This window comes from Haliea sp. E17 (assembly GCF_048323675.1).
In the GTDB taxonomy this organism is placed as follows: Bacteria; Pseudomonadota; Gammaproteobacteria; order Pseudomonadales; family Halieaceae; genus Mangrovimicrobium.
Genome location: NZ_JBLWFK010000004.1, coordinates 39,117 through 63,675 on the forward strand (window position 1 = coordinate 39,117; position 24,559 = coordinate 63,675).

At 64.9% G+C, this 24,559-nt stretch carries 24 protein-coding genes; 2 read left to right on the forward strand and 22 right to left on the reverse strand.

Going from position 1 to position 24,559, the window contains the following annotated elements; all coding sequences use genetic code 11:
* Positions 1–59: 59 nt before the first annotated feature.
* The 5 genes from ACNKU3_RS10680 to ACNKU3_RS10700 form a co-directional block, all read right to left on the reverse strand.
* On the reverse strand, positions 60–2,156 hold the full coding sequence (locus ACNKU3_RS10680) for a methyl-accepting chemotaxis protein (RefSeq protein ID WP_418259453.1): 2,097 nt from the start codon (positions 2,154–2,156) through the stop codon (positions 60–62).
* On the reverse strand, positions 2,149–2,715 hold the full coding sequence (locus ACNKU3_RS10685) for a chemotaxis protein CheW (RefSeq protein WP_418259454.1): 567 nt from the start codon (positions 2,713–2,715) through the stop codon (positions 2,149–2,151). The genes ACNKU3_RS10680 and ACNKU3_RS10685 overlap by 8 nt, the downstream gene beginning before the upstream one ends.
* Before the next feature lie 10 nt (positions 2,716–2,725).
* A complete protein-coding gene (locus ACNKU3_RS10690; RefSeq protein ID WP_418259455.1) occupies positions 2,726–3,136 on the reverse strand; it encodes a response regulator in 411 nt (136 codons plus the stop codon).
* Between the two features lie 182 nt (positions 3,137–3,318).
* Positions 3,319–3,867: a hypothetical protein gene (locus tag ACNKU3_RS10695; protein WP_418259456.1), complete on the reverse strand. Its 549-nt coding sequence runs from the start codon at positions 3,865–3,867 to the stop codon at positions 3,319–3,321.
* 37 nt (positions 3,868–3,904) lie between these two features.
* Complete coding sequence (locus ACNKU3_RS10700) at positions 3,905–6,451, reverse strand: sigma 54-interacting transcriptional regulator (RefSeq protein ID WP_418259457.1); 2,547 nt, start codon at positions 6,449–6,451, stop codon at positions 3,905–3,907.
* A 107-nt stretch (positions 6,452–6,558) separates the two neighbouring features.
* Between ACNKU3_RS10700 and ACNKU3_RS10705 the strand changes: the two genes are divergently transcribed.
* Together ACNKU3_RS10705 and cls are read left to right on the forward strand one after the other, a co-directional pair.
* Positions 6,559–6,726 carry a hypothetical protein gene (locus tag ACNKU3_RS10705; protein ID WP_418259458.1) on the forward strand — a complete coding sequence of 56 codons (168 nt, stop codon included), beginning with the start codon at positions 6,559–6,561 and terminating at the stop codon, positions 6,724–6,726.
* Positions 6,719–8,158 (forward strand): cardiolipin synthase, encoded by a 1,440-nt coding sequence (gene cls / locus ACNKU3_RS10710; protein ID WP_418259459.1) that lies wholly within the window; start codon positions 6,719–6,721, stop codon positions 8,156–8,158. The genes ACNKU3_RS10705 and cls overlap by 8 nt, the downstream gene beginning before the upstream one ends.
* Positions 8,159–8,173: 15 nt before the next feature.
* Here cls and ACNKU3_RS10715 read toward each other — a convergent pair whose 3' ends face one another.
* The 17 genes from ACNKU3_RS10715 to can all read right to left on the reverse strand — a co-directional run bounded on the left by ACNKU3_RS10715 (position 8,174) and on the right by can (position 24,544).
* Positions 8,174–9,520 carry a sodium-dependent transporter gene (locus ACNKU3_RS10715; protein ID WP_418259460.1) on the reverse strand — a complete coding sequence of 449 codons (1,347 nt, stop codon included), beginning with the start codon at positions 9,518–9,520 and terminating at the stop codon, positions 8,174–8,176.
* Positions 9,521–9,582: 62 nt separating this feature from the next.
* Positions 9,583–11,364, reverse strand: coding sequence for an aminopeptidase P family protein (locus ACNKU3_RS10720; RefSeq protein WP_418259461.1), 1,782 nt, complete (start codon positions 11,362–11,364; stop codon positions 9,583–9,585).
* A gap of 89 nt (positions 11,365–11,453) precedes the next feature.
* The gene (gene gspN / locus ACNKU3_RS10725) at positions 11,454–12,212 is read right to left on the reverse strand and encodes a type II secretion system protein N (protein ID WP_418259462.1); all 759 of its coding nucleotides are present in this window, start codon (positions 12,210–12,212) and stop codon (positions 11,454–11,456) included.
* Complete coding sequence (gspM, locus tag ACNKU3_RS10730; protein WP_418259463.1) at positions 12,212–12,685, reverse strand: type II secretion system protein GspM; 474 nt, start codon at positions 12,683–12,685, stop codon at positions 12,212–12,214. Before gspM ends, gspN begins: the two co-directional genes overlap by 1 nt.
* Entirely contained in the window at positions 12,682–13,884 is a 1,203-nt protein-coding gene (gspL, locus tag ACNKU3_RS10735) for a type II secretion system protein GspL (protein WP_418259464.1), read from the reverse strand. The genes gspM and gspL overlap by 4 nt, the downstream gene beginning before the upstream one ends.
* Positions 13,872–14,948 carry a type II secretion system minor pseudopilin GspK gene (gene gspK, locus ACNKU3_RS10740; RefSeq protein WP_418259465.1) on the reverse strand — a complete coding sequence of 359 codons (1,077 nt, stop codon included), beginning with the start codon at positions 14,946–14,948 and terminating at the stop codon, positions 13,872–13,874. The genes gspL and gspK overlap by 13 nt, the downstream gene beginning before the upstream one ends.
* A complete protein-coding gene (gspJ, locus tag ACNKU3_RS10745; RefSeq protein WP_418259466.1) occupies positions 14,929–15,579 on the reverse strand; it encodes a type II secretion system minor pseudopilin GspJ in 651 nt (216 codons plus the stop codon). Before gspJ ends, gspK begins: the two co-directional genes overlap by 20 nt.
* Positions 15,572–16,000 (reverse strand): type II secretion system minor pseudopilin GspI, encoded by a 429-nt coding sequence (gene gspI / locus ACNKU3_RS10750; RefSeq protein WP_418259467.1) that lies wholly within the window; start codon positions 15,998–16,000, stop codon positions 15,572–15,574. Before gspI ends, gspJ begins: the two co-directional genes overlap by 8 nt.
* On the reverse strand, positions 15,997–16,563 hold the full coding sequence (locus ACNKU3_RS10755) for a GspH/FimT family pseudopilin (protein ID WP_418259468.1): 567 nt from the start codon (positions 16,561–16,563) through the stop codon (positions 15,997–15,999). The genes gspI and ACNKU3_RS10755 overlap by 4 nt, the downstream gene beginning before the upstream one ends.
* A 5-nt stretch (positions 16,564–16,568) precedes the next feature.
* Positions 16,569–17,006, reverse strand: coding sequence for a type II secretion system major pseudopilin GspG (gspG, locus tag ACNKU3_RS10760; RefSeq protein ID WP_418259469.1), 438 nt, complete (start codon positions 17,004–17,006; stop codon positions 16,569–16,571).
* A 3-nt stretch (positions 17,007–17,009) separates the two neighbouring features.
* The gene (gene gspF, locus ACNKU3_RS10765) at positions 17,010–18,230 is read right to left on the reverse strand and encodes a type II secretion system inner membrane protein GspF (RefSeq protein WP_418259470.1); all 1,221 of its coding nucleotides are present in this window, start codon (positions 18,228–18,230) and stop codon (positions 17,010–17,012) included.
* A 10-nt stretch (positions 18,231–18,240) separates the two neighbouring features.
* Positions 18,241–19,761 (reverse strand): type II secretion system ATPase GspE, encoded by a 1,521-nt coding sequence (gspE, locus tag ACNKU3_RS10770; RefSeq protein WP_418259991.1) that lies wholly within the window; start codon positions 19,759–19,761, stop codon positions 18,241–18,243.
* Between the two features lie 2 nt (positions 19,762–19,763).
* Entirely contained in the window at positions 19,764–21,851 is a 2,088-nt protein-coding gene (gene gspD, locus ACNKU3_RS10775) for a type II secretion system secretin GspD (RefSeq protein ID WP_418259471.1), read from the reverse strand.
* A 4-nt stretch (positions 21,852–21,855) separates the two neighbouring features.
* Positions 21,856–22,896 (reverse strand): type II secretion system protein GspC, encoded by a 1,041-nt coding sequence (gspC, locus tag ACNKU3_RS10780; protein WP_418259472.1) that lies wholly within the window; start codon positions 22,894–22,896, stop codon positions 21,856–21,858.
* A 136-nt stretch (positions 22,897–23,032) separates the two neighbouring features.
* On the reverse strand, positions 23,033–23,212 hold the full coding sequence (locus ACNKU3_RS10785; RefSeq protein WP_418259473.1) for a hypothetical protein: 180 nt from the start codon (positions 23,210–23,212) through the stop codon (positions 23,033–23,035).
* On the reverse strand, positions 23,205–23,912 hold the full coding sequence (trmH, locus tag ACNKU3_RS10790; protein WP_418259474.1) for a tRNA (guanosine(18)-2'-O)-methyltransferase TrmH: 708 nt from the start codon (positions 23,910–23,912) through the stop codon (positions 23,205–23,207). The genes ACNKU3_RS10785 and trmH overlap by 8 nt, the downstream gene beginning before the upstream one ends.
* Positions 23,909–24,544 carry a carbonate dehydratase gene (can, locus tag ACNKU3_RS10795; RefSeq protein WP_418259475.1) on the reverse strand — a complete coding sequence of 212 codons (636 nt, stop codon included), beginning with the start codon at positions 24,542–24,544 and terminating at the stop codon, positions 23,909–23,911. The genes trmH and can overlap by 4 nt, the downstream gene beginning before the upstream one ends.
* Between the last annotated feature and the right edge of the window lie 15 nt (positions 24,545–24,559).

Consider the following 24,559-nt stretch of genomic DNA (forward strand, 5'->3'; position numbering starts at 1 on the left):
TTCCTCCGGTTTCAGATCACGCGGGAACGGTTGCACCGCCGTCTCCCTTCCAGGTTTTATTATGAAATTGCCCGCTTCTGTTCCTTGCCCACCGACTCGGAGATACCTCCCTCCCGGTATGCCTGGGTCGCCGCACGGAAAGATTCCAGGTCTTCCACATCCCCCGCCGGTTCACCGCTGCCATACGCCGCGTCCGCGTCAGTACGGAACTGCCCCATGCCACGCGCGGCCTCACGGATTGCTGCCTGCAGGGCGGTGACGCCACGCTGGGCGGATTCGTTGAGTTCGCTTATTTCGATATTGCGGTCGCGAATCTCCGCCATGGAACTGCTCATATGCAGCGCGTTGGCGGCGGAGCGGCCAGCCGCTTCATCGACGCCGGAAATGATCTGGCCGATCGCCGTGGACCCGGAGTTGATTTCCTCCAGCGATGAATCTAGGCGTTCGATATAGCCGAGAATCGTCACCACGGTACCTACCGTGGTCTCCATGCTGGAGAGGTTGTCCGCTGACATGTTCTGCAACATGCGCACCTCGGTAATAATCTTGCGTCCCTCTTCTTCCGCTTCGCGCAGCAGGTCGGCGATAGATTCCGCGATACCGAGGAAGGGCCGGCCGTATTCCCCGGCCTTTTCCGCCTCGATGCGCGTGTTGATCGCGACAACGGAAATCTTGGTGTTGAGGGTCTGGATATATTCCGCCGCTGCGGTGACCGACTGAATCAGTTCACTCTGGCGCTTGGCGGACTTCGAGGTTTCCTGTACCGACTCCCGCACCGCGGCAGAGGCCCGCGACATGTCCTTGGTCAACTCGTAACCCTGCGCCACTTTTCGGCAGTTGCGGTCGGAGGTTTCCGCCGCCTGCGCCGTCGCCGACTTGATACCTTCGCTGGTACGGACCATTTCGGTGGCGGTATCCGTGGACTCCACCACTGAGCGGGTCAGTTCGAGCCCTTTCTGCACCTGTGCCCGGGCACTGTTGCGGATCTCGCCGATGGAAGCAACCGCGGTTTCAAACGGCGTACGGGTTTCGCGCACCAGTTCACACTGGCGGCGCACGGCGGTGTTCAGGCTGCGGGCAATTTCGCCGGTAACCGGGTTTTCCTCGGAGGCAGTGACCGTTAGGTCACCGCGGGAAATACGCTCCAGCACCCCGTTGAGTTCCGCCATGCCGCCTGTTGCCAGGGAGGCACGGCGCTGGTAACCGAGGAACATCATCGCCAGCATGCACAGGGCCAGCAGGGCCGGAACCACGAACAGGATCAACAGGTTTCCGGTACCGTAGAGGCGGCCCGCCGCGGCGCTGTTGACGGCGCTCTGCAGGCCGGCGATCGCCGTGTTCAGGGCGATGCTGTTCTCATCGATACTGGCGCGCGCAGTGGCCGCCTGGCGCAGGTCGGCGGCGGCGGCGGCAATCCGGTCAACCGAATTGGCGATGGGCGAGAACAGGCGGTAGGCCTTGCTGAGCGATTCGATCGCGGCAGGATTGGCCACTTTCTGGATCCCGGTCAGCTCGTCGCCCCGGGTCAGGCCCTGGACGATACGGATAAAATCGGTGGTGTCGGAGCGGAATTCATCGGCGGCGACTTCGTTGCTGGCACTGCCGGCCAGGATGCGATCGATATTGCCGGCCATCCGCTCGAGCAGCCAGGGCGTCTTTTGCGCGGCAACCAGTGTTTCCGCAGAGGCGGAGCTCTTCTGCAGCATGGCAACCACGGTATTCAGCTCCTGCTGCATCGGCCGCACATTCGCCGCCAGATCACTGCGGATCCCCTGCAGGAAGACGGCGCGAGGCGCCGCGTCGGAAAGCGTCTGGACAGCGCGTTTTACCGGCTGCCAGTTCAGGTCAACCATGCTCAGCGCTTCGTTCAGTTCGGGAGAGTCGACGCTGGACAGGCGCTGCTCGAAAGCCGCCCCCTTGGCCTTCAATTCGGCAAAGGCCTGCTCCTCGCCGCTGGCGGTTCCGCGCGCGGCAATCGCGACCTCCCTGGCCAGTCCCGCCAGTTCGTCGGTGAGCGCGTTGTATTGGCCTTCCCTGCCCCCTTCCCGGTCGATCACGAGAAAGCCGTAGCCGATGACGGCGAAGCAGGCCAGTGCGCCGAGCGCAAACAACAGGTGTCGCAGCTTGGTAGCGTGCGCTTTTACCGGGCTAGTCATGTTTAACCACCTCATGTGTGATCGTTTCACTTTCCGCGGCATTGGCGAAGTCGCTGTCCGCCAGTAACCGCTCAATGTCGAGAATTGCCAGATTGCGCTCGCCGTCCACGAATCCACCCAGCGTGTAGGCGGCGAAGTCGGGGTCGACTGCCAGGGCCATATCGCGCGCCCCGACGGGGAATTTCAGGTCCCGCTCCAGGCCGCTAAGGGTCACGGCGAGGTAAAAACCGCGCTGCTTCAGCAGCATGCAATATTCCCGGGGGCGGCCCGCATAGGGCTTCTTGCGGAAAAAGACGTCCCCGCTGATCACCGGTATCGGTCCACCGAGGTGGGAACCGACGCCCTGGACCCAGGGTTTGGTGCCTGGAATCCGGGTAACTTTCGGGGTTTCGATGATTTCTTCCAGTTCGCCTTCGGCGACCAGCAGCGGAACCCCGGCAATACTCAGGCAGGTACCCACCCAGAGCTCGACTTGGAGGTCGCGCGCAGGCGCGGCCACAGCCCCGGCGTTGTAACGCCGCTCCAGTTCATCGAATGACTGCAGCAGGCGGGCGCTCATCTGCAGCCCCTCAGGCGACCTTGCGCTGTCGGGTGTGGTTGAAAATGAGCTGTCGCAGCACACTCTCCGGCGGAATCTTGGTCACGTGGGCGGTAGCGCCCCGGGCCTGGCCCTTGGCGATATCGAAAATTCCATCCGAGGACGACAGCATGACCACCGGCGTATCGCGGGTGTCCTCCGCGTTGCGGATCAGCGTACAGGTCTGGTAGCCGTCCAGCTCCGGCATGGTGATATCGAGGAATATCAGGTCCGGCTTGAACCGCCTCAGCAGGCCCAGGGCCTTGTACCCGTCCTCGGCACACTCCACTTCACAGCCCATCCCGCGAAGGGTGTGGGACATCATCATCCGGATAGTCTTGGCATCATCAACGATGGCAATTTTGACGCCGCTTATATCCATTTCCTGCTCTTGCTCACTCATGCTCGCCCTCAGTTCATGTCAGTATTCTGAGTCGGAATACCCCACGGTATCCTCGGACAGTATTTCGGGCGGCCCGAAGAGCAGCAACAAAAAACTGGAGTTTTCCCCAGAAAGCACACCCTTTTGTGACAGACACCTCATTGCGCCCCACCCAAACGGGTTGCAGGCGGCGAAACAGGCGCTTACTCGCTGGGGAACATGTAGTTTTTGAAAGGCTCGAGATGGCCCGGCTGGAAGTCCTGCAACTCGTAAATGTTGAATTTGTGCATCAGGGCGAGGCAGCGCTGGAAGGCCTTGTCAGCATCGTAGGAGGCCGGCGGGATGCCGTACTCATCGGTGACCTGGGCAAATATCAGGGAGGCGATTTCCCGCCGCACCTGGTCTTCCCGGTACATGGCATTGTTGACCGGCGAGGAGACCACCGGCGAGCCATAGATCAGGAAGGCTTCCCAGCGCCGGGCATCCTGAGCCTGGTCGAGCTGGGCGACCAGGAAGCGGACCATGTTGCGCAGGTCGCGCAGCGGGGGCAGCACATCCTTCTGCAGCCACTTGCGCACTTCGGCCTCGCGCCACTCGGGGTTGATGGCAATGATACCCAGCACCCGCCCCTCCATCAGCGATGGCGCGACCCCTGCCAGGTCCCAGAGCATGTTCAGCCGCGAGGAAAAACCCAGGCTGGTCGGGGCCGCGTCTTCCGCCAAAGCGGCAAATTCAGCCGCATGTTTTGCCACACTTCGCTCCGGGTTGTCGCCAGCCATGCTGTCCTCGTCAGTTGTCCTGCTGATACTGCTTCAGCCGTTTCTGGTAGGTGGGCGTGGAGACCCCCATGATCATGGCGCGCTCCGCGACGCTGAGCCCCTCACACTCCTGCAGGACCAGCGCCAACAGCGTATCCTCGGCCAGTTGTTGCGGCGACTGTGCCAGCGGCGGCGTATCCATGATCCACTGGCGCACCAGCTTCCGGGTATCCTGCCACAACATGCTGCCATCGCGCTCCGCCTGCCGTTCGCGCACCCGCGGCAACCAGCGGCCGATATTGCGCGGCCGGGTGTGCAGGAACTCGGCCACAGCGCGCGCGTCATCGCCGAAGCGGGAGCAACTGGCCTCGACGATCTCGTCGTCGAGCCACAATCCCAGGGGACGCAGCACGCCGGTGGCCAGCGACGTGGAGAGCGCCTCGCCCAGGGCCAGGCGCAGTTCGTCCTGGGAAGAGGGCACGTACTGGGGCTGCACCTTGCGCTTTTCCTGCAGCAGCTCGAGGAACGAGGGCTCGCGGCTGGCCGCGGCGCGGCCGTCCGGTGAAATACCGAGGTAGAGGCCGAGGTCCACCGGGGTCAGCCACTCCTTGTCGGTGCGGGTGAGCGCGTTGCAGATCAACTGGCGCATTTCGCTGATATTGCCCGGCCAGTCGTGCTCGCGCAGGGCGCGCTCCGCATCCGGCGTGAACCCGAGCATCCGCCGGTCGGTAGCGGCACTCTCCTGCTCCAGTATCTTGTGCGCCCAGCGCAATACGGCCCGGCGCCGCTCGCGCAGCGGCGGCACCAGGATGGGAAAGCCGGCAAACACACCGGCCAGGCGCTCGTCCAGGTCGCCGCGTTTCAGCAGTACCGCCGGCTCCGCAGGCAACAGGGCGATAAAGCGGTTGGGAGCGATATATTTGCTGCCACCCTGGTCGTCGCTGACCGTGCGGGTCGCCAGGATGCGGCCCAGCCGGGCCTGCAGGTCGACATGCAGCATCTGCAGGGACTTGAACACCAGCGTGCGTCCCTGGCCCTGCTGCAACTCCGCGATGATGCGCGCCCAGGCCTCCGACCGGTTGCGAAAGCTGCTGCAGTCAACCGGGATAAACTGGTTCGCCTCACCACCGGCTTCGTTGTGCACAATTCGCGCGACATACAGCTTCCCGGTACCCTGCTCGCCGATGACGGCCACCGGAATATCGACCCGCGAGAGAAACACCGCCTGGTCGATGGCGCCCTCCATGTTGTCCAGCACGTAGCCCTCAATACCCTTTTCCATTTCCCGCACGGGTATCGGGTGGTCGTCGGTTGCGGCTATCCGCAGGCTCGCGTGCAGGCGCGGACCGAGGAATTGTTGCGCCCCGGAACCGGGGCGGAAACCGGGCTCGGTGAGATGTTCATCCACCAGCAGGATCTGCCCCCAGACACGCTCGGCCTCGAGCAGGGGAAAAACGGCGAAGCCGGAATCCGCATAGGCCTGGCCCGGGTCCAGCGCCAGCTTCTCCAGCCGCCGCTGCGCGGCCTGCACGTCCCGGGGCGTTTTCCCGGGGCCGCTGACCCGCAGTTGCCCGGCGGCCCTGACTGCCGCCGCCAACACCTCGGGCGCGCCATCCGCCTGTAGCCGCAGGATCGCCACCGCCCGCAATCCGGGCTGGCTCAGGGTGTGCCGCAATACCGCCTCGGTGTATTCCGGGTCGCGCCTGAACGGCAGGTTGACCAGCGACTGCAGATAGCTGTGGGCGGTAGCGTCGATCACGCTGTCGCGAAAGGCGCCCGAGGCATTCAGGGAACGCGCCGCGAGGGCCTGGGGGTCCCAGGGGCTGGAGAAGCGGATGCGCTCCTCGCCGCCGGCCTGGGCCTGCAACAGGGCGGTATTGGCCGCCACCAGTGCCTCGAGGGCCGACTGCCCCTCCAGCCGCTGCGACAGGCCCACACAGGCCCGCGCGTACTGAGCGCCGCCGCCGCGCCCGCCCAGCCGCTGGTGCAGGTGGGACAGCAGGGCGCGACTGATATCCAGCGCCGCCTCCGGTTCGATGGCCCGCAGCACCACGGTGATTGTCGCCCCCTCCGGCAGGCCCAGCAGGTCCTCCTCGCGGAGTATCTGCTGCATACCACTGCGCAGGTCCATCATCAGTCGCTCGGTCTCGGCGGCGCCCCAGGAGGGACTGAACTCCAGCAGGTGGACACCGAGGACCGCGATGATGTCCTGCTCGCGGATATTCGACTCCAGGTCGGGTTCCAGCGGCAGGGCCAGTTCGCGCAGGAACAGCAGCACGGCGCGCCGCCCCTGCCAGTCCTGGGGTACCAGCATGCCGCCGACCACGCAGTCGCGTTCGCCGTCCCGGCCAATAATGGTGGGTGGAATCGGGGTGGCCACTTCCGCCGCCAGGGCCTGGCTAATGACCGCGGTGCCGTCGGCGGGTATGCCCAGGGCGTCGCGCCAGTCACGCTCCAGCAGGCCTTCGCTGGCGGACAGGGGCAGGCTGCCGAAGCTGTCCACCACGGTCCCGCTGGCCCGATCGATGACGAGCAGGCAGGTGTCGATATCCCGGTAGTGTTGATCAAGGCTGTGCACGGCTGAAGTATAGGGACAAGCAGTGTCTCGCTGTAAAGCAAAGACTGGAGATTCCGGCAGTGCACCGTTTGCAGGTCGGTGCTATTCTCGGCACAGGAACCTGACCAATGCACAGCATGTCGAAAAAGACCCTTTACTGGTGCCTGTTCGCAATTCTCCTGCTCGCGGTAGCGGTGATCCAGTTCATCCCCGCCGCAGGCGACCAGCCGCCCGGGGAGTCGCCTCCGCCGCCACAGTCTCCGCCCACCGACCTCCCCTCCCCGGCGCGTGGATAGCACACTCCTCACCCAGCTGATCGCCATTGGCTTCGCACTGCTGTACGTGGCGGCGATTTTCTGCGCCATCGAGGCCATACTGCAGGCCCGCACGCCACAGGGCGCGGTGGCCTGGACCATGTCACTGATTACCCTGCCGGCGGTCAGTGTGCCGCTGTACCTGGTATTCGGGCGCAGCCGCTTCGACGGCTACCAGGACAAGCGCGAGGAAGTCGAGCTGGAGTCACGCAATTTACTCCAGCGTGTCAGCGGCAGCGTCAGTGATCACCTGGTACCCCCGGGCGATGCTCCGCCGCTGTTCGCGAGCCTCGCCAACCTCGCGCGGATGCCCGCCACTACCGGCAATGCGGTGGAATTACTGGTGGACGGGCAGCGCACCTTCGACAGCATCCTCGCCGGCCTGGCACAGGCCCGCAAGTACATCCTGTTCCAGTTCTACATCATTCGCGACGACGGGCTCGGCCGGGATCTCGGCCGTATCCTGGCCGACAAGGCCCGCGAAGGCCTCAAGGTCTACCTGCTCTACGATGAGATTGGCAGCCGCGCGTTCTCCAAATCCCGCCTGTTGCGGCAACTACAGATGAGCGGTGTCCACGTCGCACCGTTCAATACCACCCAGGGCCACCGCAACCGCTTCCAGCTCAACTTCCGCAATCACCGCAAGGTCGTTGTGGTCGACGGCCAGACGGCCTGGGTGGGTGGCCACAATGTCGGTGACGAGTATCTGGGCAAGGACCCGCGCATCGGCCACTGGCGCGACACCCACCTGAAACTGAGCGGTCCCGGCGTTCTCGGCACCGAGCTGGCTTTCGCCACCGACTGGTTATGGGCAACCCGCAATCACCTGGAAATCGACTGGGATTTCAACGTCCAGGCGCAGGGCAATTGCGAAGTACTGGTTTTTCCCTCCGATCCGGCGAGCGAGTACGAGGAAGCGGCGCTGATGTTCCTGCAGATACTGGTGGCCGCGAAACGCCGTATCTGGATAACCACCCCCTATTTCGTACCCGACCGCGGCATCGTCGCCGCCCTGCAACTGGCGGCCCTCAACGGTGTGGACGTGCGAGTGCTGCTGCCGGATGAACCCGACGGCCCCATCGTGGGGCTGGCAAACTGGTCCTTCACCCGGGAGCTGCTGCCCGCCGGGGTAAAGATCTATCGCTACCGGGGGGGATTCCTGCACCAGAAGGTCGTGCTGATGGACGACCAGCTCGCCGCAGTGGGCACCGCCAATTTTGACAACCGCTCATTTCGGCTGAATTTTGAAATCACCCTGCTGGTCCACGACAAGCATCTGGTCGGGGAAGTGGAAGAGATGCTGGAGGCGGATTTCAAGCACGCCCGGGAAGTGGGTCCGGCGGACTTCAGTCACCGCTCGATCTGGTTCACCCTCGGCATGGCCGCCGCCCGCCTGCTCGCGCCGGTACTCTAGACCGGCGTCGCGCGCCTAGGTAATGCCCATCAAAAAGATCAGCAACAGCGCCGGTGGCACGACGAAACGCACCAGGGTACGCCACAGGGCAAAGCCCCCGGGACCGAGGGTTTTCAGCTCATCGCGACTGTCATCGCGATGCATTACCCAGCCGGCGAACAACGCGATCAACAGCCCGCCCAGCGGCAACAGCACCAGGTTGGAAAAGTCCTCCAGCAGGGCGTTGAAGTTGCGTCCGCCAACAGACAGTTCGCCGATGACGTTGTAGGACATCAGGCTGAGCACGCTGAGCAGCGCGATCGAGGACACCACGACCAGCGAGCTGTTGCGGCGGGCCATGCCGAATCGTTCCTCCACCCAGGCGTTGACGGTTTCTACCAGGCCCACCATCGAGGTAATCCCGGCGACGGACAGGATCACGAAGAAGACGACCGCGAACAGGTGCCCGCCCGGCATCTGGGCAAAGGCGACCGGCAGGGTCTGGAAGATCAGGCCGGGACCCGCGGCGGGATCGAGACCGAATTTGAACACTGCGGGAAATATCACCAGCCCCGCCAGCAAGGCGACGAAGGTGTCGGCAAGGACCACGATCAGCGCGGAACGGGCGATGGAGATGTCCTGGGGCAGGTAGGAACCGTAGGTCATCATCCCGCCCATGGCGACGCTGATGGAAAAGAAGGCCTGGCCAATGGCGGCGAGCACACTCTCCCAGCCGAGCTTGCTGAAATCGGGTGTGAACAACCAGCGTACCGCGTCGCCGAAACCGCCGGCGAAGTAATTGTAGACAGCAAGGCCCAGGAGCAGCAGCAACATGACCGGCATCATCACGCTCACTGCCCGCTCGATCCCCTTTTGCACGCCCGCGTGAATGATCACCCCGGTAATCGCCAACCCTACCAGGGTCCAGAACAGCATACCGGGGTTGTCCTGCAGGACGGCGCCGAAGGTGGCCTCGGCGGTGACGACATCCATCCCGGCGAAACCGGTCACCAGAGCCTTGAACAGGTACCAGAGGACCCAGCCGACCACCACGGCATAGACGATTTCAATGGTATAGGCAGCCAGCAAGCCCATCCCGCCGATGACCTTCCAGTTGCGGGAGCGCTGGGTGCGCGCGGCGACATTGGCGACCGCGGTGGGCGGGCTGGCCTGGCCGCGGCGCCCGATCATCAGCTCGGCCATCAGTACCGGCAGGCCGATGGCGAAGGCGCAGGCCAGGTAGACGAGAACGAAGGCGGCGCCGCCGTTCTCTCCGGTGATGTAGGGAAAACGCCAGATGTTGCCCAGCCCGACGGCGAAGCCGACCGAGGCCATGATGAATGCGAATCGCGAGGACCAGTGCTCCCCAACCGCTGCTACCATGCGCCGCTCTCCCCCTGAGTGTTGGCAGGCCCTGTATGATTATTGCGGGCTTTGCACGCAGTCTACAGGGGCTGTGTGGCCTGTTCCAGCCACGCGCGGTCCGCGCCCTGCAGCAGCGGGCCAATGGTGTCCCGCACCCGGGCGTGATAGCGGTTGAGCCAGGCGACTTCGTCGCCGCTCAGGAGGGACTCTGCCAGCAGGCGCCGGTCGAAGGGCACCAGGGTCAGCACCTCGAATCCGTAGACCGGGGTCTCCCCCACGGTGTCGCATTCGCGCACCACCACCAGGTTCTCGCAGCGGATGCCGAATTCGCCGTCGCGGTAGTAACCGGGCTCGTTGCTGACGATCATGCCGGGCGCCAGCGCGGTCGGGTTCCAGGCCCGGGCAATGCGCTGCGGCCCCTCGTGCACGCTGAGAAACGCGCCGACGCCGTGCCCGGTACCGTGGGCAAAGTCGTAACCGTGCTGCCACAGGAACTGCCTGGCCAGCGCATCGAGGTGGGTACCTGAAGTACCCGCGGGAAAGCGCGCCTGGTCGAGGGCGATATGCCCCTTCAGCACCAGCGTGAACAGCCGGCGCACTTCCTCTGCGGGATTGCCGATGGCCACCGTGCGGGTGATGTCCGTGGTGCCGTCGGTGTACTGGCCGCCGCTATCCACCAGGTACACCGAATCCATCACCAGGCGTCCCGGCGACTCCGCGTTGCGGTGGTTGTAGTGGCACATCGCGGCGTTGCCCCCGGCCGCCGAGATGGTGTCGAAGGAAGGGCCGTGGTAGTGGTCGTTGGCGGCGCGCAGCGCACCCAGCTGCGCCGCGAGGGTGTCCTCGTCGTGCAGGCGTCCGGCGGCGACCTCCGCGTCCAGCCAGGCGAGAAAGCGTACCTCTGCAACCGCATCCCGGCGGTGGGCCTCGCGCGCACCCTGCACTTCAACAGCGTTTTTACAGGCCTTGGGCAGCAGCACCGGGTCGGTGCGCGGCACCAGGTGTGCGCCGGCCCGCTGCAATTCCAGTTGGGTCCAGGCATTGGCGCTGTCTGGGTCCGCGAGCACGCGCTTGCCGGCGAGCCCGGCAAACCGCGACAGCGCTTGCGATTCGGGCAGCACCTGCACGCCCTCTCCCACGTGGGCACTGAAACCCTGCGGAATCCGCGCCGGGTCGACAAACAGGTCGACTGCGCCGCTGGCGTAGAGCAGGGCGAAGGACTGCAATACCGGCAGGCAGGGTATATCCGTGCCGCGCACATTGAGCAGCCAGCTGACCGAGTCGGGGGCGAAAATCAGTGCCGCATCGGCGCCGGCGTTCACCAGGCTGCGGGCGATTTCCCCGCGTTTCTGCTCGCTGGAGGCACCGGTAAAGCGCGTATCGAGCAGCAGGGCGGGGGCAACCTGCGCGGCGGGCCGCTCGTGCCAGCAGCGGTCGACCAGGTTGTCCGTATCGGCCACCAGTTGCTGGTCCGCCGCCTCCAGGGTCTGCGTCGCGGCGCGGAACCAGGCCAGCGTATGCAGGCGCGGGTCACAGGCAACCCGTGCCCCCGGGGAAAGTTCGCCGGACAGCCACTGCACGTGGGGCTGGTTGACCAGGTCGAGGATCCCGAACAGCGCGCCGTCCACTTCCCGGCGCACCTGCACGGTGTAGCGCCCGTCGACGAAGATGGCCGCCGAATCGGCCAGCACAATGACCACCCCCGCGGAACCGGTAAAACCGGAGACCCAGTGCATGCGCTCATTGTGCGCGGGCAGGTACTCGCCGAGATACTCGTCGGCGCGCGGTACGATCAGGGCAGCATAGTCGCGCTCGCGCATCAGGGTGCGCAGGGCGGCGAGACGGTCGGCAATCGGGGACATGGCAGTTCCGGTGAGGGTTGGGCAAAAAAGCGCATTTTAGCGGAAATGCGCCCCGCCGGCTCGCCCCTGTGGGGTTAGCGGGCCGGCGATCAGTCGGTCGCCGGCAGGGCCCCGTTGAATTGCAGGCGGAAGCCATCACCTTCCGGCGCCGCCATCAACTGCAGTGCCTGGCGCAACTGGGGATCGTCGATGCCGGGGCCCTGCAGGGTGATATCCACGCCGTACTCGCCGGCCCGCCAGCGCAGCGCACCCTCGGCCTGGACATCGCCGGACAGTGTCAGCACGGCCCCGGTTATCGTGGCGTTGTCCAGGGTCTGGAGGTCCGCCGCATAACTGCCCAGCGGACGCATACCCTGGGGGGATTGCCAGCCGGCACCCTGCCAGACCAGCCTGCCGGTCGCCGTCTGCGGCATCCCGTCGCGCAGGACCAGCGCCTCGATTTGCAGCGCAATTTCGCCCTCCAGCCGCACCGGCAGGAACCTGCCAAGGACGGCGGCATCAAAACGCCCCTCTGCGTCGTCGATATGGAGGTTGCCTGCCAGGGTGCGTCGCAGCTCGCCGCTGAACTGTTGACCACCCCAGGCGGAGTCAATGACGACGGCAGGCGAGAGCAGCAACAGCGACAGGGGTTTCATGTGCCACTGCAGGTGTCCCAGGTGCAGGTAGCCCGCATCGGTGGCGATCATCGCCCGGCTCGCCGCGCCCCGCCAGAGGGTGCCCGTGAGGCCCTGCAGCACGACCTGGTCCGGGGGCAGGAATAGTGAGAACAGCCTTGCCGGCGCACTGGCCAGCAACACGACCAACAACAGCAGGCCCGCCAGCCCGGCGGGTATCAGGCGGGCGCGCATCAGCCCGGGGGTCCCAGTCTTACCGTGGCATTGACCTGGCCGTCACCACCGCCCTGGGTGATGGAGACCTCCTGCACCACGATATTTTCCCGGTATTCCAGCTGGTACAGCCAGCCGGCGAGGGCGTCGAAACTGACGTCCTCGAGTCGCACCTGGACTTCGCCGCGACTGTTGGGCTGCAGGCGGGCCACCGCGAGCCCCTGTTCGGCGGTGGAGCTGTTGACCAGGCTGGTCAGGTTGCGCGGGGCGTCGCTGCGGGCGCCGCTCTCGCGCAGGGCGAGAATCTGCGACACCATGACATCCACCCGCTGCAGGGAGTCCGCAACCGCGGAGTTGCGCTGGGCCATTTCCTCCCGCGCGGTCCCCAGGGGTCGCACCGCCAGCAGGTACACGAGGTATAAACCCAGCGCCAGGCCGAGTACCAGCAGGCTGAGCTGCTCGCGCTGGGTCAGGCCGGAGAACCACTGTTTCATGACCGCCCCCCCACGCGCAGGCGGGCCCGCACCTGTTCGCCCTGGGTACTGCTGTTCTCCAGGGAGGCTTCGAGGCCCGCGGCGACAAAGCCCGCGCGGATGCGTTCGACTTCGGCGTAATCGGCGGCGAGAATATTCAGGCGCATCTCCGCTCCGCGGTCGTTGTAATTGAGGCTGACCAGTGAACTGCCCGGATTGTCGCCGACCACCGCGCCCACCTGCGCCAGCAGGCTGGTAAAGCCACTGCCGCTGGCCGTGCCACCCAGTTCATCCAGTTGCCGCCGCAGTTGCCGCTCCGGTTCCGGCACCATGCCGCGGGGAATCACCCGCCGGTAACTCTGCTCGATGTCCGCGCGCAGGGCCAGGTTCTCGGACTCCATCTGCCGCAGGTCCGCCCAGCCGGCGACAAGGTGCACCGCCAGGGCGCCGACAAACAGCGCCGCGACCGCGCGCCACTGGCGCCACCAGCGGTCGAGGGGCAGGCGCTGGGAAAATTCACCCTGGCGCAGGTTGAGCAAGGGCGCGGGCTGCTCCGACACCAGCAGCGAGGTATCAAAGCCACCGCGGCGCCACTGTGGTTTGAGCCCCGCCGGTGCGGGCAGCAGGGCGAGGTCGGCGTCCTGTTGCTGGCCGTAGACGATGACCTGTTCCGGCACTTCGACGCTCTGCAGCAGCGATTCGAGCAGCAGCGCGAGCAGGTCGCGCTCCACGCAGAAACCCTCGCAGAAGCCATAGCGGACGATTGCGCGCTCTCCTTCCAGCACCACGCACCACTCGCCCTCCTGCCAGGGCAGCAACAGTGGTTCGGGCAGCCACAGGTTGATCGGTGGCAATACCGCCAGCGCCTCATTGAATGCCTGCATCCGTTCGCGGGTACACACCGCCACGGCCACATCGCTGGCGTCGAGCGCCACGCGGGCAAAATGCAGGCCGTCGATATCCTCGGCGAGTTCTTCCTCGAGCATGAAGGGCAGGGATTTACCGAGGTGCCGGCGCTCTTCCGGCGCGATATTGACGCGCAGCAGGCGCAGCTCCTCACCGGGTACGGCAAATACCGCCGCCTGGCGACGCTGGCCGATCGCGGCCACCAGGGCGGCGCGTTCTTCGTCCGTCTCCAGCCAGTGCGGACCGTCCGCGGCGCCCGGCGGGTTCCACGCCAGGCGATCGCCGACAAGACGGATAATGGCTACCTCTCGCAAGGATCTTCCCTCTTCAATTCCGGTGGGGTCACGCGTTGGTCGATGGTCCGGCTGAGTATGCTGACCTGCCGGTTCTGGCGTTGCAGCACACTGTACAAGCGCCGCTGCCTGCCGGCAACTTCCGCCTCCGCGCGCAGCAGGAAATAGGCGGACTGCTGGCCGAGCAGTTCCCTGATCCCGTTGACATTGGTTTCCTCGCCGCTGCCGAAGGGCGTCAGCAGCAGGAAGGCTTCCACATTATCGAAGGGTCCGTCGCAGCGCAGTTGCGCCAGGGACAGCGCCTCGTCGTGGCTGAGCGGCTGCAGGCTGTCATCCGCGCCCAGTGAGCGCAGCACCGTCACCGGTGCTGTTTCAATATTGAGCCTGCCGTTCTCCTGCGGCCAGACTGTCACCCAGGGTTCCAGCGCAGCATACAGCTCGGGTGTTACACCTTTTATTGCGCGCAATTCGCTGACCGCCTGCAGCGGTCGGTTGGCGGCGCGGTAGGCCGGCTCCCGGGACAGGTAGAAGTCGTCCTCCGCGCCATCGGGCCGCGGAATGGTATCCTGGTCGACCCAGTCGCCGATCGACCTGGCCAGCGACAGGGCTTCTGATTCAGACGGAGCCGGGTCGGTCACCGCCAGGACCAGGCGCACAAACTGGGCCTGGGGCACCGTGAATCGCGGCCCCTCCTGCTGCTCCGGGTCGGGCTCCTCCTCGACCAGCAGGTTGAGGTTGAAGCGCCCCTGCAAATCTTCCAGGCCGCCACTCAGCCAGCCTTCGTCGAGCGCATAGGGAACGGTTTTCCGCGCCCAGAAATCATCCAGGGTGTCGCGCCGGTCCTCGCCTTCACCCTTGTCGGCATCGTAATCGACCTGCAGCGCCAGCGTCGCCAGGCCCTCGGCGCCGCGCAGGTAGGCGCGGGACTGTTCGGCAATGAACAGACTGCTGGCCTGCTGGTAGACACGGTCAAAATTCGCGCGCATGGCGACGATGAGGGCGGCGCTGATGGCAAAAATCAGCAGTGCAAGGATCAGCGCCGCGCCGCGCTGGCGGGCCGGGGGACTAGATCGGGGGCAGTACATACACCCGCCTCATCTCGCCCCAGTCCTCGAGCTCCAGTACGACCTCCAGCGCAGCCGGCGGCTCGGGCAATTCACCGGGCCGGCTGGTGTCGATCACCCAGTTCTCGGCCCACTGCCGGGTATCCAGTTCACTGCTGTTGCCCACACTGCGCGCCGACGACGCGTTGTCGAGGAACTGGACCCGGAAGGCGACCACGCCCTCCAGCAGTTCGGCCTCCCGCGGTTCGGTATTGCCGGCGCGATCGAGCACCGCGTAACTGTCGCGGTACAGGGCGTCACCGGCGATCCGGTAGTTCACGCGCTCCAGTTCGGCGCGCGGGTTTCCCACCGGGTTATACCATCCCGAACGGGTCAGGCTGAGGGGGAAACGCGCCACCTCGCCGCCCTGCAGCGCCGGTTCCATTTCGCCAAATTCATCGCGCACCGGCCGGTTGGCGAACTGTTCGATATCCCGCGAGATGAACAGCCACGCCCGGTTGACGGCGTAGGACCGCTCGGCGTTGGCCTGGGTGCTGTCCACCCCGACCAGTACGGTGTTGAAGCTGGTATAGGCCAGTGCCGCCACCACCGCCGTAATCGCCATCGCAATCAGCACTTCGATCAGGGTAAAACCGCGTGCCCGCCTATTCACCGCTGCCCTCCCCGGGGATTGTATCCTGGCGGAAATCCGCCGAGAGATAGGCCGTCAGGGTATACAGCGGTGTGTCGCGGGTGGTTTCGCTGTCCGCCACGCTAATTTCCACCCGGTAGAACTGGGCGACATCGGTCACCGTGCTGGTCACCCACCAGTACCAGTCGCGTCCGGCCATGCGCGATACGCCGCGGTCCTCACCCTTGATCAGGTCCCCCTGGGCCCTTGCCAGCAGGCGGATTTCGGACAGCCGGTTGGCGCCCACCGCATAGGCGATGGACTTGTCCCGCAGGTAGCCGGTGGCGTCGGCCTGCTGGGACAGGGCAAACAGCAGCGCCGGCAGCGCCAGGGCGACTACCGCCAGGGCAACCATGACTTCGACCAGGGTGAATCCGGCCGCGCGGGATCTCGAGCGGATCACGGATTGTCCTCCACCGGGGGCAGGCCGCGCTCCAGCAAACGGAAATTGCCCAGCAGGTCCCACTCGATCCGCCAGAGCAGTTCACCGCCCTGCTTCGCCCGGATATCGATGGCCCCCGGCTGGGTCTCACCGCTGGCATAGAAAATCAGCTGGGGTTCCGGGTTTGCCGAACTCAACAGGAGGGTATCCCGCGACTGGATGACTTCGTCGATTTCCAGCTGCAACTCGAGCCCCTCGGGCAGGGCGCCGGCGGCGAACACCTCGCGCTCGCCGGTGGTCTCGCGCCAGCCCTGCGGGTCGCGCTGGCGCCACTGCCAGGTGTAGCGTTCCTTACCCCGGTCCAGGTCGAGCACCAGCAGCAGGCCATAGTCGGTGCCGGAGAACTGGGCCTCGTCGAGGGCGAAGGTGGCGGCATCGGCGAGCTGTTGCAGGGTCGACTGCAGGCGCACATCGCGGTCGCCGCCGCCGATATTGAGGGTCACCAACGAGGTCGCCAGCACGATTACCAGCAGCGTAACCAGCAATTCCAGCAGGCTGAAACCCCGCTGCCGGAGTCCGGTCATGGCGCTTATTCGTCCGTGGCTTTCCAGTTGCCGATATCGGCGTTCTGGCCCTCACCGCCGGAGAGTCCATCGGCGCCGAGGGTATAGATATCCACCTCCCCGTGCTCGCCGGGGGACAGGTACAGGTAAGGCCGCTGCCAGGGATCCAGGGGCACCTCCGCGAGGTAACCGCCCTGCTTGAAATTGCGCGGCTCGGGCTCGATGGTGCTGGGTTCCACCAGCGCCATCAATCCCTGTTCCGTGGTGGGATAGACATAGTTGTCGAGGCGATAGATTTTCAGCGCGGTTTCAATCGCCTTGAAATCTGCCCGGGCCTTTTCGATACGGGCATCATCCGCCCGGTTCAGCACGGTGGGCGCCACGATGCTGATCAGCAGACCCATGATCACCAGTACCACCAGGATTTCCACCAGCGAGAAACCCGCAGTTCTGTAGTTACGCATTTGTCATTTCACCATTGTGTTCAAATCAAATATCGGCAGCATGATCGCCAGCACGATCAGCAACACCATACAGCCCATCACCACCACCATCAGCGGTTCGAACAGGCTCATCATAGTACCCAGCGTCATTTCCAGCTCCCGCTCCTGGTTGTTCGCCGAGCGTTCGAGCATGGTTTCCAGCTCGCCACTGGCCTCCCCGCTGGCCACCATGTGTACCATCATCGGCGGGAAGCGGCCGCTGTGCTGCAGGGCACGATTGAGACTGCTGCCCTCCTGCACCAGTTCCGCGACAGCTTTACTGTCCTCCCGCAACACCAGGTTGCCGAGGACCTGGCCGGCGATACGCAGCGACTCCAGCAACGGCACGCCACTGGCCATGAGAATACTGAGGGTAGAGGCAAAACGCGCGGTGTCCAGGGCAATCACCAGCCGCGAGAGGCCCGGCAGGCGCAACAGGAAGCGGTGCCACTTGCGCTTGCGGCCCTCGTTGCGCAGCAACTGGCGCACGCCGAGCGCCAGCGCGACGACAGCGAAGAACAGCCAGATGCCGTAGTCGCGGAAGAAGTCACTGGTCGCAATCAGTGCCTTGGTCAGGATCGGCAGTTCCTTGTGGGACTGGGAAAACACGCCGATCAACTGGGGCACGACGAAGACCATCAGTGCCACCACCACGGCGATTGCCACCCCGATCAGGACAAAGGGGTAGATCATCGCCATCTTGAGCTTCTGCCCGGTGTACTGGCGCTGCTCGGTGTAGTCGGCGAGCTGGTCCAGCACCGGCCCGAGGTAGCCCGCATGTTCGCCGGCATTCACCATCGCCCGGTACATTTCGTTGAACACCTGGGGAAACTCGCCCATCGCATAGGCCAGGGTATAACCCTCGGCGACCCGCGAGCGCACCTGCAGGAGGATCGCCTTGATCCGGCTGGAACGGCTCTGCTGCGCCGCGGCCTGCAGGGCCTCGTCCAGCGGCAGGTTGGACTGCACCAGCGTTGCCAGCTGACGGGTGACCATGGCGAGGTCACCGGTGGAGATGCGCGGCCGCAACAATTTGCGCAGCGGCGTGGCACCCTTGTTCTCCTGCCGGTTGGCCTGTTCGACCTCGACCGGCCGCAGGCTCTTGGCGCGCAACTGGCCGCGCACGTGGCGCTCCGAGTCCCCCTCGATAAAGCCTTTGACGAGCTTGCCCCGGGTATTGAGGGCGCGATAGCGGTAGGCGGTCACGGCAGTTCCCTCAGGTGATCGAGGTGACGCGCATCACTTCGGCGAGGCTGGTCTCACCGGCGAGGATACGGCGGCGTCCATCCGCCTGCATTGCGGGATAGAGCTTCCTGGCGTGGGCCAGCATCGCCTGTTCACTGGCGCCCGCGTAGATCAGTTCGCGCAGGGTCTCGTCCACTTCGATCAGTTCGTAGATGCCGGTCCGGCCGCGATAGCCGGTGTGATGACAGGACTCGCAACCGCGGGGGTGGAACAGTTCCAGCGGGCCTTCCAGGCCGCCCGGGTAGAGCATGTCGCGCTCCGCCTCGGTAGCCGGTGATGCCTCGCGGCAATCCCTGCACAGCAGGCGCACCAGGCGCTGGCTCATGACGGCGAGCAGGCTGGAGGATATCAGGAAGGGTTCGATGCCCATGTCTGCAAGGCGGGTGATGGCGCCGATGGCGGTATTGGTGTGCAGGGTCGACAGCACCAGGTGGCCGGTCAGCGAGGCCTGCACCGCTATCTCCGCAGTCTCCAGGTCGCGGATCTCGCCCACCATCACCACGTCCGGGTCCTGGCGCAGGACCGCCCGCAGGCCCCGCGCAAAGGTCATGTCGACCTTGGGGTTCACCTGGGTCTGGCCGATCCCCGGCAGCATGTATTCCACCGGGTCCTCGATGGTGAGGATATTGCGCGAGGTCTCATTGATGTGGGTCAGCCCCGCGTAGAGCGTAGTGGTCTTGCCGGAACCGGTGGGGCCGGTGACCAGAATAATGCCGTGGGGGCTGTGCAGGTGCCGCCGGTAGGCTTCGGCGACCTGCTCGTTCATGTTCAGCTGGGTCAGCTGCAACTGCCCCGCCGCGGTATCCAGCAAGCGCAGCACCACCCGCTCGCCGTGGGCGGAGGGAATGGTGGACATGCGGATATCGACTGCGTGGCCGGCTATCTTTACCGAGATGCGGCCATCCTGGGGTACCCGCTTTTCGGCGATATCCAGCTTGGCCATGACCTTCAGGCGGGAGACCAGCAGGGGCGCCAGGGCCCGCTTCGGCGACAGTACTTCGGCCAGCACCCCGTCCACCCGGTAGCGCACGCTGAGGCGGTCCTCGAAGGTTTCGATGTGGATGTCCGAGGCCTGTTCGCGCACTGCCTGGGAGAGGATGGCATTGATCAGGCGGATGATCGGCGCGTCGTCCTCGGCGTCCATCAGGTCGCCGACCTCGGGAATCTCGTCCGCCAGCCGCGACAGGTCGACGTCCGCGCTGATGTCCTCGGCCATCTGCACCGCCTCGTTATTGTCCCGCTGGTAGGCGAGGGACAGACGGCGCTTGAATTCCGGCTCGCTGACGGCCTCCAGCGCGAAGGGGCAGCCGAGATGGCGGCGCAACTCGGTGAGCACGCCGATGGTCGGCGCCTTGCAGTGCAGGACCAGGGGACCCGTCTCGCCCTCCACCAGCAGTACGCCGCGCTGCTGGGCGTAGGTGAACGGCAGGCCGCGGCGCCCCGCGACGGGCGCCGCCTCCAGCGATTCCGCCGCGACCTCGAGGTCTTCCACGTTCACTGCGGCTGGCTCCCCGCGGCGCCGGGCTGGTCTTCATCCGGGGTCATTTCCCCACCGCGCATGAGATCGAGCTGGCGCATGTCGTCGCGCCATTCCGGCAGCAGGGGCAGGTTGCCGTCGTCGAGGAATTGCAGGCCGCGCTGGCGGCGCAGCAACTGCTGGTCGCGAATATAGCGGTATTTCTCGGCGGTGGCACCGGCGAGCTGTTCGTCGTCGCGCACAATGGTGGGGCGGATGAAAATCAGCAGGTTGGTCTTGTCGACACTGACGCTGTCGTTGCGGAACAGGCGACCGAGCAGCGGGATATCACCCAGCAGGGGAACCTTTTGCGTGCTGTCCTGCACGTTGTCCTCGATCAGGCCACCCAGCACCACCACCCGGCCGTCGGAGGCCAGCACCTTGGTCTGGATCTTGCGCTCGCTGGTAATCAGGTCCGAGGCGTTGGCCAGTTGTTCGCCGCCGATGAGGATATTGGAAACCTCCTGCTCGATATCCAGCACCACCGAATTGCCCTCGTTGATATGCGGAGTCACTTTCAGGGTGATGCCGACACTCTGGCGATCGATGGTCTGGAAGGGATTGGAGGCGCCGTCGGCCGATCCGGTACTGGTATAGGAACCGGTGATGAACGGCACTTCCTGGCCGACGGTGATATAGGCCTCCTGGTTGTCCAGGGTCAACAGGCTCGGCGTGGAGAGGATGTTGGCATTGACGTTGTCCTTGAAGGCGTTGAGGATCACCGTCATGGTCAGGTTGTCATCCACCTTGCCCCAGCCCAGCGACAGGCCAGGGGTGCCGGCCAGCGCCGCGGCCAGGTCCGCGACGTTGAAATCGCCGTTGCCGGTGTCTTCCTCATCGTCGCCCGGGTTGAGGGCGCCGGCAAAATTCGACGCCTGGTCCACGCTGTCGATGTTGCTGCCATAAAAACCGCTTTTGGTATTGGCGAACAGCCACTGCAGGCCGAGGTCCTGGCCATCGCTGGCGGTCATCTCGACGATGATCGCCTCGACCAGCACCTGGGCGCGGCGGATGTCCAGCCGGTGTATCACCGCTTCCAGTGAGGCCATTTCGTCGGTATCCGCAGTGATGATCAGGGCATTGGTGCCCTCGTCGGCCTCGATGGTGGCGTTCTTGTCGGCGGACCTCGACGGCTTGCCATCGGCGCTGTCGAGGCGGCTGATATTCTGCATGACCCGGGTGAGTACTTCGGCGATCTCCTTGGCCTGGGCGTATTCGAGGTATACCACCTTGACGTTGCCGCTCTGCTCCAGCGGCGTGTCGAGGTGGGCGATCAGATTGCGCATCCGCGCCCGCTGCATCTCGTCGCCGGTCACGAGGATGCTGTTGGTCCGGGTATCCGGGACCAGCAGGACCTCGTGCTCCGAACCACCGGCCTGCTCGGCCTCGGACTTGTTGAGCTTTTCGAGCATGTCGACGACATCCTCGGCCACCGCGTACTTGAGACGAATGATATCCGTGTCCTGCACTGCGGTGCGGTCCATCCGCTGGATGATGTCCTCGATACGGACAATGTTGGCGGCAATGTCGGAAATGATAATGGCGTTACTGGGCGCGTATGCCGCCATGTGCGCCTGCTGCGGCACCAGCGGCCGCAGCACCGGAATCAGCTTCGCGGCAGAGATATTGTCGAGGCGGATAACCTGAGTGACGTACTCGTCGCCGCCGGCGACACCCTCATCCCCCACCGATACCGGTGCGGAGCGCGCGTCCTTGTTCTGGATCACCCGCACCACGCCGCCGGATTTCACCGCGGTATAACCGTGCACTTCGAGGATCGACAGGAACAGCTGGTAGAGCTCGTCCTTGGATACCGGTTTGCTGGAAATGACCTTGACCTTGCCCTTGACCGCCGGGTCCACCACGATGGTCGTACCGGTCACTTCCGCCACGAACTTGATCAGCTCCTGGATATCCGTTTCCTTGAGGTTGACGGTGTAATCCTGGGCTGCCACCGGCGCCACCTGCAGGCCCGGGGCCAGCATGAGAGCGATGAGCGCTGCGCGCAGGCCGCGGCTGAATCTGTTCACTGAATAACTTCCTCTGGAATATAGATGTGGCGTCATACGGTCAGCCCTCAGCAGGCGCGAGGCTGACACTGACGGACACGGGCTGGTCACCGCGCTGCAGGTCGAACACCGCTTCGCTGGCGGTGCGCATGGTCTGGTAGATACGCATCGCCTGCGAGGGATCGTCCAGGGCGATACCATTGATACCGGTCACGATATCACCGGTCTTGAAACCGAGCCGGGAGAACTGCTCCGCGTCGGAACCTGGCGCGATCCGGTAGCCGCGCAGCTGACCGTCTTCACGCACGGCACTGATACTCACCACCGAGGCCAGCGACTGCGGGTTGCGGTAGAGCTGGTCGCGGTAGCTGCTGGCCAGTTCGGTTACGCCGCTGTCGGTGCGTTTGTCGATCACCGCCCCGGAGCCTGCGGGCGCCGCTTGCCGGGGTTTGGCTGCCGGTTTGCTTGCCGCCCGCTCCAGTTGGTCGTCCAGTTCGCTGTCGTCGTAGAGCGTCAGTAACTCGTAGGTCCCGTTGTTATCCAGCACAACCTGGTGCGGCATGACCTTGGCCAGTACGACCTTGCCGGAGACCGGTAGTTCATCGTCCACCGCGTAGACATCCTGCTTGTTGCGGTATTCGATAATCGCGTGGCCGAGTCCGTCTTCCCGGGCGGACACCACACCGCGCAAGGTCAGTTGCAGGCGGGTTTCCCGGGCGCCTTCTTCAATACCCTCGCGCTCGCTGGCGGGCGCAGCGGCAACCGTCTCCGGGGTTTCGGCCAGCCCGGCCAGGCTGGCGTCACCAAACAGGTGCCGGGCGCGCAATGCGTCGATATCGACGGGTTTGCGGCCGGCGGCCGCCTCGCTGCGCACCGCGGGATTGATGACGGTCACGGGTTCGCCAGCGGGGGTGTCGGCCGGCAACAGGGCCCACAGCAGCTGTGCGAGTGAAAGTACTATCCACAGGCACAGAATACCCACCAGCAACCGGCGCAGGCGCCGCAGTCGTTCGGGTTGTGACAGGTAATGCGCCGCTGCGGTCAGGTGGCCTGCTGCTTTCGCGCTGATGTCACTGGTATTACTTAGCCATTGGGCTGGCAATTGATACTCGCTGTTATCCGGGGAAACCGAAAACCGGCACCAGGCCGGAAATTTCAAGACGCCCCGATTATAGGTGCGGAATGTGAAAGTTGAAACCGCCGCTGAAAGTGGGGTTCGGGGAGGCGTTTGTGGCCCCTCACTGCCAGAAATAGCGCAGCGCGGAGAGCACCAGGGCGAGTCCCGCGAGGGGATAAATCCAGCGGGTCAGGCGCCGGGTACGCTCGGGATCGGGGTCCGGACCGAAACGCTCCAGCGCCCAGGCCAGCAGGGCGACACCGGCGAATATAAATAGCAGGACCAGCAGCAGGTTACTCATCGCCGTAATCCTCCCGGGGGGCGCTGCCGTCCTGGACACTGGCGTTCCAGCCCACCGGGTCGGCGATTTCACCCTCCGCATCGAGCGGCGGGTAGGCCAGTCCGCGCTGCCGGCAGAAATCGCGCACACCCGGGTGGCCCCACTCGAAAAACAGCCGCTCGCGGGTCGCCCCATCAAGGCGGGAGCGGTCGTACATGCCGGCCAGTTGCCGTTGGCGCTGGGCCTCCGACAGGATAATACCCGCCGCCACCGATACATTGAGCGATTCCACCATGCCCACCATCGGGATCACGATATGCCGGGCGGCGGACCGGGCGAGCGGCCCCGGGCCCCGGCGCTCAGCGCCGAGGATGAGGGCCGTGGGAGGGGTGTAGTCGATGTCGCGATAGTCGACAGATTCTGCCGAGAGATGCGCCACGACCAGTTGGTATCCCGCCTGCTGCAGTGGCGTCAGGGCATCCTCCAGCCGGTTGTGGCGCCGCACGCCGACCCACTGCTGGGAACCGCGGGCGGTGCCGCGGAACGCCCGGTAGTCGCTATCGCCCAGGACAGCGTGCAACTGCAGCACGCCGGCGGCGTCGCAGCAGCGCAGGATGGCGGAGAGATTGCGCGGTTTGTGAACGAAGTCGGAGACGACTGTCAGGTCCGGCTGGCGCCGCTCGAGAACCGCCTGCAGTCGGGCAATGCGTTCCGGAGTCACCGCTCTACGCGGTAGGCGTTGGGAATTTGCTCCTGTCCATCCACGGTACATTCGAGGTTGCGCAGCAGCCCGTCGCGCAGGCTGTAGACCCAGCCGTGCACCGCCAGTTCCTGCCCGCGGGCCCAGGCATTCTGTACGATGGTGGTTCTGCAGACGTTGTCGACCTGCGAGATGACATTCAATTCACACAGGCGCGCCAGGCGGTCTTCCTTGTCGGGAATGGCCTCCAGTTCCGCCTCGTAGCGGTACTGCACATCCTTGACGTTACGCAGCCAGTTGTCAGCGAGACCGGTGTCGGCATTCTCGTAGGCCGCCTGCACACCGCCGCAGCCGTAGTGGCCTACGACCAGGATGTGCTTCACCTTGAGCACTTCGATGGCGTAGTGCATGACCGTGAGGCAGTTGAAGTCGGTGTGCACGACGATATTGGCAACGTTGCGGTGTACAAACACCTCGCCCGGCAACAGACCAATGATCTGGTTTGCCGGCACGCGACTGTCGGAGCAGCCTATCCAGAGGTAATCGGGACTCTGCTGGGCCGCCAGTTTCTCGAAAAACTGGGGATCGCTGGTTTTGACGCTGTGCGCCCAGGCACGGTTATTGTCGAACAGGTTGTTCAGTCGGTCGCTCAATGGATTACCTCGAAA